General features: G+C 52.4%; 9 protein-coding genes. 2 read left to right on the top strand and 7 right to left on the bottom strand.

The features are described 5' to 3' along the window. Positions 1 to 187 precede the first annotated feature (187 nt). Together K1Y77_RS08240 and K1Y77_RS08235 are read right to left on the bottom strand one after the other, a co-directional pair. Positions 188 to 2,590, bottom strand: coding sequence for a DUF2309 domain-containing protein (locus K1Y77_RS08240; RefSeq protein ID WP_264431303.1), 2,403 nt, complete (start codon positions 2,588 to 2,590; stop codon positions 188 to 190). Further along, positions 2,587 to 4,182: an NADH-quinone oxidoreductase subunit L gene (locus K1Y77_RS08235; protein ID WP_264431301.1), complete on the bottom strand. Its 1,596-nt coding sequence runs from the start codon at positions 4,180 to 4,182 to the stop codon at positions 2,587 to 2,589. The genes K1Y77_RS08240 and K1Y77_RS08235 overlap by 4 nt, the downstream gene beginning before the upstream one ends. A gap of 129 nt (positions 4,183 to 4,311) precedes the next feature. Here K1Y77_RS08235 and K1Y77_RS08230 point away from each other — a divergent pair, with 129 nt between their 5' ends. After that, entirely contained in the window at positions 4,312 to 5,199 is an 888-nt protein-coding gene (locus tag K1Y77_RS08230; protein WP_030073069.1) for a LysR family transcriptional regulator, read from the top strand. Positions 5,200 to 5,762: 563 nt separating this feature from the next. Here K1Y77_RS08230 and K1Y77_RS08225 read toward each other — a convergent pair. Continuing rightward, the gene (locus K1Y77_RS08225) at positions 5,763 to 5,993 is read right to left on the bottom strand and encodes an N-6 DNA methylase (protein ID WP_264018271.1); all 231 of its coding nucleotides are present in this window, start codon (positions 5,991 to 5,993) and stop codon (positions 5,763 to 5,765) included. Between the two features lie 443 nt (positions 5,994 to 6,436). Here K1Y77_RS08225 and K1Y77_RS08220 point away from each other — a divergent pair, with 443 nt between their 5' ends. After that, positions 6,437 to 7,627 (top strand): tyrosine-type recombinase/integrase, encoded by a 1,191-nt coding sequence (locus K1Y77_RS08220; protein WP_264431299.1) that lies wholly within the window; start codon positions 6,437 to 6,439, stop codon positions 7,625 to 7,627. Between the two features lie 49 nt (positions 7,628 to 7,676). On the opposite strand, the gene K1Y77_RS08215 is transcribed toward K1Y77_RS08220, so the two are convergent. The 4 genes from K1Y77_RS08215 to K1Y77_RS08200 all read right to left on the bottom strand — a co-directional run bounded on the left by K1Y77_RS08215 (position 7,677) and on the right by K1Y77_RS08200 (position 13,226). After that, positions 7,677 to 8,153 carry a hypothetical protein gene (locus K1Y77_RS08215; protein ID WP_264431296.1) on the bottom strand — a complete coding sequence of 159 codons (477 nt, stop codon included), beginning with the start codon at positions 8,151 to 8,153 and terminating at the stop codon, positions 7,677 to 7,679. 74 nt (positions 8,154 to 8,227) lie between these two features. Continuing rightward, positions 8,228 to 8,821, bottom strand: coding sequence for a DUF4276 family protein (locus tag K1Y77_RS08210; protein WP_264431295.1), 594 nt, complete (start codon positions 8,819 to 8,821; stop codon positions 8,228 to 8,230). Then, complete coding sequence (locus tag K1Y77_RS08205) at positions 8,818 to 9,921, bottom strand: AAA family ATPase (RefSeq protein WP_264431292.1); 1,104 nt, start codon at positions 9,919 to 9,921, stop codon at positions 8,818 to 8,820. Before K1Y77_RS08205 ends, K1Y77_RS08210 begins: the two co-directional genes overlap by 4 nt. 107 nt (positions 9,922 to 10,028) lie before the next feature. Beyond that, a complete protein-coding gene (locus K1Y77_RS08200) occupies positions 10,029 to 13,226 on the bottom strand; it encodes a type I restriction endonuclease subunit R (protein ID WP_264431289.1) in 3,198 nt (1,065 codons plus the stop codon).

The raw sequence follows: 13,226 nt of genomic DNA, 5'->3' as shown, positions 1-13,226 counted from the left end.
ACTATGAAAAACTGTTTAGCTACTACAAAAATTCTTCTATTTACCAAAGAATATCGACATTTCTTGATCTATTGACGTATTAACTCTGGTTAAATATTAGCATGCTCACTAAAAGACTAATGTCGCGTTGCCACTATTCACCTCGTAAGCTACTTGAAAATTACTTCATTTAATAAGTGACGGGGTTTCAATCGGCAAGCACAGGCTGCCAGCCCTGCGGCGTATAGCACTCTACGCCCTCATCACCTATCCGTGTTAGCCACAACCAACGGTGGTTTATCAAATCAGCCACCACGGGCTGGCGCTTCAAAATTGCTTCAATACGCTCTTTAGGCGCATCGATCACCACGGTTAAGCGCAACGGCTCATGATGCAATTTTTCACCATCGCGAAGCGACTGCTCGGGCAACCCAATCCGCAACTGTGGCGAGTTACCTTCAATGACACCAACATGCCCTCCCACGACTGAATGCAGCAGCTTGTTGCCTGCGCCATACAGCTCTGGCACCACAGTGGATGCGTAGTACTGCAGATTGATCCAGCTAGCCACTAGCATGGGCGCCATCATCAGCCCTTCTAACACCTTGCCATCGGGGTCTTCGGAAGGGTGGTAGTCATGCAAAAATGCACGCCCTTCGAGCATTTTTCCTTGGGTAAGCGACCGCGGAGCTAAAATCAAGGCAGCATTATTCACCAGCCCCCACTCTGGCCGGGGCTGCGACCAATCGGCACCGCGCATTGCCAGGGTTTTCAGGCGCGCAACGTGAGTAGTTTCATCCACGCCCAATGCCGAAGCACGCTCAAGCCGAGTGGCTTCGCCAGCACGTTGCACACCGCTTTCAAACGTAGTGAGTGCAGCCTCTAGCCCCACAGGCATTTGCTTATCCCGATAAATATGTACCCTATCCGTTAGGGTGCAGTGGGTCGCCGCCAGTACATAAAACGCACTAGGTAATGAAATGCCCATTTGTTGAACAGATTGCTGCACGTCCGGATCATTCAGTAGCGCAGCGGCTACCCGAGCATTCATTCCGCCGCCCTGCCCGCCACACGCACCGCAAGTTAGCCCGGCGTGGTGTGGGTTATTTTCACTTTGAGACTCATGACCCACTAGCACCAGCAGCGGTGCAGTGAGGTTGCCAAGCAGGGTGAGTAGGTTTTTGGCTAGCGCTATTTTTTCGTGACGCGCGATTGGCTCCCCATCGTAAGTATGGAACAACCCAGCAGGCGCATCGCACTGTGCCACCGGTGCTTGCTTGCGCAGGCTATCCTTAATCAGCTTCCAGCCCCAGGCAATGCCAGTAGTCTCGACCAAAGTAAAGGTTGAAAGCGGCGCGTACTTCGCATGCCGTACGCTTTGGCGCTGACTCTCTTTCTGATAGCGCTTGACACCCTGCTGCTGAGGCCGTGTAGCCCCTACCCGATAGGTGGGCTTTAACAAACCAGGCACACGGGGAAGAGCGCGTTCAGGTCCGATCGCGGCATCGGTTACCGGCATAGCAAAAAAACCCGCCACCCCAAGCGTTGCCACAGTGGGGGCAGCTTGTTCTAAATGGCGACGAAACCGCTCAGAACGCACATCAATGCAAAACGCTGCCTGCACCTGTGCAGCCGGAGGTGACGACGTACTAGGCGCAGTCAATGTAGCGGCTAACATCCGCTGATAACCCACTTCGTAGGCGTGTTGCCAACACCATAGCGCTTCATGATCATAATGAGCGGTCAAAGCAGCATCCGCTGCTTGCCACTGGGCAAACCATTCACTTTTCTGTTGTTGATTAAGCTGGCGAACCCCTAGCCACTCCCAAGCCAACACCATTGCCACCAGCTGGCTAATGCCAGCCTCCTGCTGCTGTTCAGGCGTGTGCCAGCTAATTCCTTGACACCATGAGGCCCAGCCATTCACCCGTAACAGTAGCGTATGAGCTAACACTTCAAATGCATCGGGAGTTAATTCCCAATCCGCTGCTACCTGCTCACTAGCTGCAGCGGCGTTATCTGGCAGCGACTGCAACGAGCATCGCTGCTCTGTTGACCAGCGCAAATCGTGTTGTACCGTTTTTTTCCAAGCATAATAAAGTGAAGGCACAGAACAGCTTGCCCAGCGCTGCTGATGTTGATCGAAGTAGCTAGCGCAGCTCTCCGCAATAGGGTCAAATCCCGTATGCGCTTCTAGAATGTCCCAAGCGCTACATAGCGGCGTAATAGGTTTAGCGGGCAATGCCAAGTAATCCACTAAGCGCTGCTCACTAAAGGCGTAACTACCCTGGCGCAGGGCCTGGCGCAAGTCATGCGGTGTAATCCGACCGGTTTCCCAAGCATGACGATAAAACTGAGCAGGCATGGTCATCGGCTGCCCAGCCCGACGATTCAGATCATGGCTGACCTGTTCGATGGGCTGATGTTTCAAGCCCCACCAAGGATTCACCGCAATCCACTGATCAAGCGGCCAAACGGGTGCAATAGCATCGGTCGCCCGCTTTAGTGCGTCACGATACTGAAAAGACTGTTGGCTTGTAGAGGTAGTCGCATCCATTGCAGCGGGCTCTCCCATAAATTGCTTCATGGACTCTCTCATAGTCGCTCTCATGACCACTCTCCTTTTAAATCTGGCGCAGGCGATGAGGCACGCCGCCAAACACGAATGGGGGCAACTGCGTCCACCACGCGCTGAAACGGCAGCGCAAGATACAACCCTTGACTAAAGTGGACGCGCCAACGGGCAACCCACGCCGCTTGAGGAAAGAGCGTGACCAATCCAGCGACTAGCACCATGCTTACCAGCACCATGCCACCAAGAAGGCCTGCCGAGAAAGTTAAAGGGGTGTAAGCGCTTGGCAGCGCAGGCGCTAGTAAGCTATGTAGCAAGGCATACAAGGGCACCAAGGCCAGCGCCATGACAAACATTCCCAAGCGATTAAGTTTGGCGGTACCTAGCGGCATGCCCAGCAGCGTACTGCCTACTGCTAAGCTCAGTAGCGCACCTAACAGCGGGTTGTGGCTGACGAGCGCAGGCCAAACGACCAAAACCCCCGCCGCTAGTGCTGCAGCGGGTAGCGCCAGAGAGAGCCGCTGACGCAGCGACGCAAGCGGCAAACGTACACAGCGCGATGCTCTAACAGTACGCCCAGAGGCCAGGAAGGAGTGCGCTTTGTAGAGCGAGTGCGCCAGCAAATGGGCCAGCGCCAAGGTATACGCTCCAACGCCAATCTCGAACAGCATAAAGCCCATCTGCGCACAGGTTGACCATGCAAGGGCATGCTTTACAGAGGCTTGGGTCAACATCGTCATGACGGCTACCAACGCAGTAAAGCCACCGATGACAATTAGCAGATAGTGCCCAAGCGTCAGGCCATCGAAGACCGGAAACAGCCGTAGCCACACAAAGCCTCCCAGGTTAATCACCCCCGCATGAAGCAGTGCGGAGACCGGCGTAGGCGCTTCCATTACTTTGATTAACCAGCCATGCATCGGCACCTGAGCACATTTGCACAGCGCAGCAATAGCTAATGCCACCGAGGCTGCTTCGACTTGCCAGCCGCCAGGAGTTAAGGCCGCCGCGGCAAACAGCTCAGGTAATTGAAAAGTACCGAAACGAGCGTATAGCAGCGCCACCGCGACGATCAGCGCGGCATCCCCCAAGCGGCTTACTATGAATTTTTGCCATGCCGCCCGCTGCGCTTCCACCCGCTCTGGGTAAAGGGTGAGTAGATGATGCAGCGCCACACTAATGCCTACCCAGGCAATCAACATGACGACCAAATGGTGGGTAAAGACCAGCAACATAACGCTCGCTAACACCACCAAACACCAGGGCAAGAAACGACGTTCGCCGCGGTCGCCCTTTAAGTAGTTCTCTGCAAAACGCAACAACACCGTCCCTAACAAGCTAATCAACAGCGCCATCCACACCGCCAAGCCATCAGGATATAGCCCCAGTGGCTGGGCCGCTTCAGGCAGGCCTGTGGGCACACCCTGTGCATCGAGCAACAGCAGCACACCCACCGCTAGGCTGGCAGCCAAAGCACTTGCCGTTAACCAGCGGCTGATTTTCCAAGCGCGCTGCAGCGATTCTGACGTGCTGGCGCGTGCGCTAATCCCCGCCATCAGCAGTAGCGATATCGGGACCAGCAACCATAGCAACAGCAATGAAAACACCGTTATATCGACGACATTTGGCATAGCCTTTCCCCCCTAATCGTTTGCCAACGACTATGCCCCTCTCGTCATCATATAAAAAATAGTTTATTTCTGATAAAACGTTCTTTAAAAAAGAACGAAAGGCTAAACCGCTGCTGAAGGCACACCTCCATGAAGCTCAATTACCACCATCTTTACTATTTCTGGCAAGTTGCTAAATCAGGCCACCTGACCCGTACTGCCAATGCGCTACATGTGTCTCAGTCATCGCTCTCACAACAAATTCGCCAGCTGGAAGAGCGCCTAGGACAACCTCTTTTTTTACGCGAGGGTCGGCAGCTACATCTTTCAGAAGCGGGCAGACTAGCGTTTGATTATGCCGACACTATCTTCACCCAAGGCGAAGAGCTAAGCGCGCTGTTTGCTGAAGGTGGTCACGCCCACCGAGAGGTAGTGCGAGTGGGAGCAGTAGCGACGCTGTCACGTAATTTTCAAGAGGGTTTTGTACGGCCGCTATTGGGCCGAGACGACTTGGACTTAATACTGCAAAGCGGTGGGCTAGATGATCTACTGCGGAGGCTTTCCGCCCATAAGCTAGACGTAGTGCTCTCGAACCAGCCTGTACGTGGCGATAGCGAGCACCCTTGGCGCTCGCAGCGCTTGGCGCGCCAGCCAGTGAGTTTAATTGCATCGCCCCACCTCTCGCCGCCACCGGTATTTCCTAGCGGTCTAAAGGAACATGCTTTTATTCTGCCAGGCGTTGAAAATGCCACCCGCCACGCCTTTGACCAGCTCTGTAGCCATTACCGGGTTTCACCTAAGATTGCTGCCGAGGTAGACGACATGGCCATGATGCGACTATTGGCCAGAGACACCCAGCACATTGCCATCATGCCGCCGGTTGTTGTACGCGATGAACTGCATAACGGCACGCTAACCGATTACGGCGCACTACCCGGCGTTTGGGAGGAGTTTTACGCGATTACTATTCAACGGCGATTTGAATCACCGAGCCTAAAAGCACTGCTGACACGTTCGGGCGAATCGCTACTGGATTAGCGCCATTCACTTCAGCTAGAGCTTTTCAAAGGCTATCTAATATTCAGCACTAGATGCAGGAAAGGCACATGAATATAGCGACCCGCTTAACCCTGCCCGCTGGCGTCGCCATCTCGACAAATTGCTCGCTAAGCTGTCAAGGATCCAAAAGGTGAACCACCACCCTGCTATGCCTTATGACCAGGTAGCGACATTTATAGGTTCTGTTCAGCTTTACAACAGTATGTCATTAAAAATACTTCAGTTTTTGATACTGACGGCCACACGTACCTCAGAGGTGCTCAACGCTGAGCGGCATAAGAACGACATTGGAAAAGCTACGTGGCAAATACCAGCACTTGTCACATTTAGGCGCTGTTTAAGGCAGCGCCTAAAAGCATTCAGAACTCGTCGGTGACTTGCTTCTGTACCTTCTTCCACTCCACACCAGACGGCGGATTGGAAAGCATGTAGTCAAAGCGCCCGCCAGCTGGTCGTCGGAAAGCGTATTGCTTTAACCAGCATATCGCCCTTGCAGATGGCGTAGGACTCGGGGTTCAGCTCTTGCCCATGCAGCGAGACCGTCACACCCACGCTGACCTACTGAACGTACTCGTCGCTTTAAGAGACCCGCCAGTGCCCGCCGTTGGGTCATACACGGTAACAATGCTATTGGGCTTGAGCTTTTCTTCCTGGCCTGTCAGCACTAGTGAGGTCGTCAGGTGGACGATATCGCGAGGCGTGAAGTACTCCCCGGCGGTTTCGTTGGAGCTTTCGGCGAACTTGCGAATCAGTTCTTCAAAGATGCCGCCCATGCCGTGGTTGCTAACTTGCGCGGGGCTTAGGTCAATCGCCGCGTAATAGGGCAGCGACCGACTAGATCAAAGTAGCAAGCTGAGAGTGACTTTCCGTGTTCACAGAGGCTTCCCCAAATTTAGTGAAAATTAATGGGTACTATCATACACATCTGTGCCGCCAACCGAGCACCTTCGATGTTTCACAGCAATGGCTAAATTACAGACACAAAAAAGCCGCTGAAATCAGCGGCTTATTCGTAATACTTGGCGGAGGGACAGTCCGTATATTAAATATCCAACAGCATCCAATGCCTTCCACCAAGCTACTGATTTAAAATAAAAAAACAGCTAAAGCAGTCCAGTCCCATCCATTCTTATATTACGTAAAACAGAGACCAAGTATGGGCTGGAGTATGGGCTGGGATATGGTACGCTGAAAACCTACTACGGGGATAGCGGCTATGGGAAAACTGACGACTAAAGGCGTTCAAAAGCTGGTCAGGGAATCAAACCCTGGCATGACCAATGATGGGGATGGGCTGTACCTCAAAATTGGTAAAGGTGGCGGCGCAAGCTGGATTTACCGTTTCCGCTGGGATGGCAAGCTGAGAGATATGGGTCTTGGTAGCTATGCAGATACATCTCTATCTGAGGCAAGAGATGTAGCTTCTGAGCAACGCAAGCTCGTTAAGCAGGGTATCGACCCGCTGTCAGCTCGTGAACAGAAAGCTGATACAGAAGCGGGGCCTGTGACGTTTACGCACTGCGCAGCACGCTATATCCAGTCGCACCGCCGCAGCTGGCGGAATGCTAAACATGCGCGTCAATGGGTAAGCACGCTTAAAACATACGTGCGCCCGGTAATAGGCAACCTTCCAGTAGAGGAGGTCACCACGCAGGATATATTGAAGATTTTAACGCCTATCTGGACGGCCAAAAACGAGACCGCTAAGCGTGTACAAGGGCGTATTGAAAACGTATTAGACTTCGCAGCAGCACATGAATATCGCGACCCGGTTAATCCTGCCCGCTGGCGTGGCCATCTCGACAAGCTGCTGGCTAAGCCATCACGGATACAAAAGGTGAATCACCACCCTGCTATGCCTTACGAGCAAGTAACGGCGTTTATGAACTCAATTCAGCATTACAACAGCATGTCTTCTAAGGCGCTGCAGTTCCTCATATTGACCGCTACTCGCACGTCAGAAGTACTCAATGCTGAGTGGCATGAAATCGACATAGCAAAATCAACTTGGCAGATACCCGCCACACGTATGAAAGCGAATCGTGAGCACAGGGTGCCATTATCTAGTCAAACAGTAGATCTGCTTCTTACTCTCCCGCGCATGAAAGGTAACAACCATATTTTTCCAGGCATGAAAACTGGCCGCCCACTTTCCAATATGTCTCTTTTACAGTTCATGCGGGGGCTGGGGTACGGACCAAACGGCGAGCAAGGTTACTTTGTACCCCACGGTTTCCGCTCAAGCTTTAGGGATTGGACAGGCGAGGTAACGAGCTACCCTAGGGATGTAGCTGAAATGGCGTTAGCACATGCCATTGAAAACAAAGTGGAAGCCGCCTATCGACGTGGAGATCTGTTTGAAAAGCGTAGAGCAATGATGCAGGAATGGGCGGATTACATCCTTTAAGGAACAACTGTCATATTTAGGCGCTGCTTGGCACAGCGCCTAAAATCCTTCAGAACGAGTAGAATTGTGTTTTACAGCCCATCGCGGGAGAGTCAACACTTGGCAGTGCTGCCGCAGAGCCACGACTTGGAAGCTCCACACGCTTACCATCATCTGTCACAGCAATAATACTTGTGGCTTTACGCATGCGTTCCCAAGCATAAAGGAACCCTTCAGCGTGCGCGCGTGAATTAGTGAAATGTGGAATGGATATTTCATAACCATCCAGTACAAGATTGAACTCACCCTGCCGGTCATTCCCGTAAGCGATACCGTCAATAGTCAGCGTCATGCTCACTGGGTTTTCATCATTACATGCAATGTACAACTCAGCAGAGCCGTCAGAACTTACCGCCATATACTCTGCCGTTCCTTGGCCCCAACCACTTGCCCAGGTACCAGGCTCACCAAAGTAGGCATTGGCAGTAACAGGCATAGCCGCCAATCCAATCACGCACGAAACTGCCATAGCAGTTGCTAATTTCATTGCAAATCCTTTTTTAGCTTTTGAATGCTGCAATAGAGCTATCGGCCAGAATTAAATTATATTTAATCATATTTTTATTTTTTGAGCTGTTCTATGGCAGTCAGCCAAGCATCAAAGCGAGGGCAAGCTGCCCTCGCCTCCTGCAAACCATCTTCTAACGTCACTGGACCATGGAATTTTTTATCATACTGAGGGGCAATCGCTTTAATACGCCGTGAGGGGCAGGTTTCATAACCATCGTTGACTTGTTCAGCCCCACCACACTGATCAACTATCTGACGAATCTTATCTCCCAGGCCATTGATGCCAATGACACTTTCCGCACGGTCAGGCACTGCGAGTACCAGCGCTTCAAATTCATACTGCTGAACGTATGGCGTGAATCGATGCCGTTTATCGGCTGGTATCAAATCGTTGATCGCTGCTTCTAACGCATCAACACTACCCTCTGGCCGTTTATGAAATCCATAGAAATCGTAGAATGTGGTCACATGGTCAAACATCGCAAGCAGCTTGCTAAGCTCTTTTTCAACACGCTCTAGCGAAACACGCCCATGCATATCAATGGGATACACAAACACGTTGTTATGTGCCAATACCGGTGCCAATACCCGCGTCACAAACTCGCGTTCCGTTGCCCCTTCAACACTAATACCCAATCGAATCATGCTGGCGTACCTCCCAGCAGATTTTTCTCCCAAAGGTCTCCTAGACGGTAGTCATCAAGCCACGCTTCTAGCGCGCCCGCATCTAATCGTTTAAAAGTCGATCGATTTTCGTAATGCTCCACAACGACCACATCGTCAGCGCCAAACTCATTAGCCAACGAGACTGACTGCGTAGAGATAATAATTTGAGTTGATTGGCTAACCAGCCTAAGCATGGAACCCAATAGCTGTATGGCATACGGGTGCAAACCTAGCTCAGGTTCATCTAACAATATCAGGGAAGGTAGGCTGGGCTGTAGCAGTAAGGTAGCCATACAAATAAAGCGCAGCGTACCGTCTGAAAGTGCATGCGCATCAAAATAGGCGTCGCTGCCTTTATGTTTCCAACGCAGCCGAATTTTGCTGTCGTTATGCCGTTCAGGTGCCAGTATGAAATCGTGAAAAAACGGCGCAACCCGCTGGATCGTAGATACAATTCGCTTATAGACATCTGGGTTGTGCGTCTGAATGTCATAAAGGAAAGCCGCTAAGTTTTCGCCCTGCTCGCGTAATCGGTCACTGTCCAACAGCTCTCCCGCTTGCTTCATAGGCGCACTGCTGCTGGTGTCATGAAAGTGATATACCTTCCAGTCAGAAATGTGCTTAGCCACATTACCTGCAATAGTCATACCCTGCGGGGCTGGCAAGGCTGATTCGTCAGCACCAGGCTTAGCAAGCGCTTTTTTTTTGTCGCCACCTGAAAAGCCTATGGCGTCAGCAAAAAACTCGCAAAACTCCTCTTTAAAGACTAAGCGTCCATCTTGTGATGGAATCAAGGTTGCCCCATAGCTGTTTGGGTCAAAGCGCAAGTACGTTGAAAGCGTGGGAGTCTGTTTTCGGCCAAAATGAAGCAGCGCATCCGCCCCGCCCTGTTCCGCCACATATAGCTGCAAATCTTTTTGAAGCAGCTTATTCATGAAGCGAAAAAAATTGATGAAGTTCGACTTCCCCGCACCATTGGGGCCAATTAGCACGTTCAGTGGCTTGAGCTCTAGCGATGTAGACTCGATAGAGCGAAAACCATTAATTTCTAGGTGCGTGAGGTAGCCAACTTTAGCCATTCACCGTGTCCTCCAACCCATGTGATGTAAATCATCCACCTGACGCAGGCAGTAAAATCTTTGCAGTGTCGTGATGAGACCACCACGTTTGAAGCCACTATCATACGCTAGATTCGACCATCAAGCTGCCGACCTGTGAGTAGCTTCAAGATCAGTAGCGCAAACTGCCTGCCGGTTTCTTCGTTCTCCAGTAACGGCATACTGAGCTTTTCATGGTCGTTCATGGCATCTAACACGGCGTCAGTGACGCGTTTGGGAAACAGCCCGTGCATTACTTGGGCCTCATCATGGTGATTGATCTGGGCCATGACAGCATCATCATGTTCAATACGGTCGGCAATACCGTTGGCAAAATGCAGCTTATCTCCATCGCTGATATCTGCGCCGTAGAGGTCATTTAAACGCTCGATGATCTCATTAAGGAGCTGTGTCTCTGGGTCATGAGGCTTGCCCGAACCCACCTCGGTGATCGGTTTCAAACCGTAGTCGCCGCTCTCTTCTTCAAGCGAGAGGCGCTGTTCAGCGCGTTTGGTCAGCCGATAGCTGTCCAGCTCAAGTTCGCTGACATCAATAGGGTCGCCAATTAATAACCGATCAATACGTAGCAAGGGGTACAAGTGCTTGGCATACACGCACAGCTGCTCTAATTCAGCATCATCGAAGTGGATGATCTGACTGAGAAATTCATAGGTGCGCACAAAGCTTTGTAAGTTTTTACGGAACAGGTCAAGCTCATCGCGGGTCTTGCCTGCGTCTTCCAGCTCCTGCACGGCACGCTTTATGCCTTTGTCATCGCCCTGCTGCTCCGCTTGGTAGCGGGCTTCCTTCCAGGTTTGCTGTTGCTCGACGGTGACTTCATAGCGCTTTTTGAAGCGATCTTGAGCGGGCTGGCAGTAGTAACTTAATCGTGAGGCGGGTGCTTTGGGGTCAAAGAAAGCAGTAGCAAACGCTTCTACCTCTGGCCAGTGATAAATGCCACCCGCATCCAATGTGCGTTTAAGGTCATACACCACCTGGGGATCGGACACATCTGCCAACGTCGCTTTCCGATAGTACGGCGCAAACGCTTCTAAAATTTCTTGTGGTTCATTGAAGAAATCGAGGATAAACGTCTGTTTGCCGGGAAACAGACGGTTCAGCCGCGAGAGCGTCTGCACGCAATCTACGCCCTGCAGCTTCTTGTCCACGTACATGGCACATAGCTTGGGCTGATCAAAGCCGGTCTGATATTTGTTGGCCGCAATCATCACGTTGAAATCGTCGGTATCTAACGCCGCTGCTAAATCACGCCCACGCACGCCGGGATTGAGTAGCTTGCTGGTTTCGCTGACTTCTTCAGGAATGATCTCATCTGCCGGTACGCTGCCGGAAAAGGCCACCAAGGGATGCACGTCGCTATAGCCTTGAGCTTCCACATACTGGCGCATAGCCAGCTGGTAGCGCACCGCCTCTTGGCGGCTGGCGGTAACCACCATCGCTTTGGCTTGGCCATCTAGCAGGTGGCGCACATTGGCGCGAAAGTGCTCAACAATGACCTCTACGCGCTGGGCAATGTTGTAAGGATGCAGGCGCACCCACTTGGCTAATGCACGGGAGGCTTTCTTGGCGTCTACTTCCTGCTCTTCATCTTCTAAATGGGCCAGTTTCCAGGCGGTGCTGTAAGTCACATAGTTGCGCAGCACATCAAGAATGAAGCCTTCCTCGATAGCCTGGCGCATTGAGTAGAGATGAAATGGCTCAGGTTTGTTGTCCGCACTTGGCGGCAAGCTTAGGTCTGGTACACGGCCAAACAGTTCTAATGTTTTGGCTTTGGGTGTGGCAGTAAAGGCGTAGTAGCTGATGCGCTCATTAGGGCGACGCGTAGACACGGCTGCATCCAGCATTGCTTCTGCACTGATTTCCTCATCATCTTCCGCGCTCTCGCCAGCAGCCGCTAACAGCGCCTTGAGCTTGCGCGCAGAATCACCCGCTTGTGAAGAGTGAGCTTCGTCAGCAATCACCGCATAGCGACCTTCGGCAAGCGTAGGCCGCTTATCCAGCGCATCGAACAGTGCAGGAAAGGTCTGGATCGTGACGATGATGATGCGGGTATTGCTCGCCAGCGCCTCCGCCAGCTGTTCAGATTTGCTCTGGTTGCCGACATCGCGGGTGATCGGGCAGACCACGCCATGGGCATGTTCAAACTGGTAAATGGTGTTTTGCAGCTGGCTATCCAGCACGGTGCGGTCGGTCACCACAATCACTGAGTTGAAGCGCTTGTGCTGGCCGCTTTCGTCATAGAGGTTGGCGAGCTGGTGGGCCAGCCAGGCAATCGAGTTGGATTTACCCGAACCAGCGCTGTGCTGAACTAGATAGCGCTGGCCGCCATCTTCGGCTTGGGTGGTCTCAATCAGCTGATTAACCACTTCCCATTGGTGGTAGCGCGGGAAAATCAGCGTTTCTTTCGTTTTGCGTCGACCGTGAAAGTCTTCGGTGGTTTTCTGCTCCAGGTGCAAAAAGCGCCCGAGAATCTTCAGCCATGCATCCGGCAATAGCACACGCTCCCACAAGTAGCTTGTGGCGTAGCTATTGTCATCTTTTGCGGGTGGATTACCGGCACCGCCGCCTTCGCTGCCCAGGTTGAACGGCAGAAAAAACGTCTCTTTGCCCGCCAACTTGGTGGTCATCGCCACTTCTGCTTGGCTAACGGCAAAATGCACCAGCGCGCCGCGCTTAAACGCCAGCAGCGGCTCGATCTTGCGCGTGATGGGGTCTTTCAGCGGGCGGTCATTGCGGTACTGGCGCTTGGCGTTTTCTACCGACTGCTTGAACTCACTTTTTAGCTCCAGTGTTGCGGTCGGAATACCGTTTACAAACAAGACCAAGTCTAAACGTGGGTTGTAGCTCTGACCACCGTTCCCTTTTTCACGCGCATGGGGCGAGTAAGATACTTCCGGTACCACGCGCAAGCGGTTGGCACGATAGCGAGAAAGCGCTTCAGGGTTCATGCCGTGATCTGGTTTGAAGCTGCACAGGTCGAACGTCACGCCCGGCACTTTAAAGCCATGGCGCAGCACCTCTAGCGTGCCCGCCTGTTCCAGCTCGCGTACCACCTTCTGCACAAACACCGTTTCAGACGATTGCGGGTTAGCCTTACAGAACTTCTCCCACCGCTCGGGCCAGGCTTCCTGCACATACCCCAGCAGATCTTCGGTATAAAGTGCTGTGGTACGGTCATAGCCGCTGGCAGTGCCCACTGCCCAACCACCGGTGGCCATGGCGTCGATGATGTCTTGTTGAAACTGGGCTTCCCTGCAGTCCGCCAT

The organism is Halomonas qaidamensis (assembly GCF_025917315.1).
Taxonomy (GTDB): domain Bacteria; phylum Pseudomonadota; class Gammaproteobacteria; order Pseudomonadales; family Halomonadaceae; genus Vreelandella; species Vreelandella qaidamensis.
The sequence above is the reverse complement of the archived record's forward strand: the minus strand, read 5'-3'. Positions and strand labels throughout refer to the sequence as shown.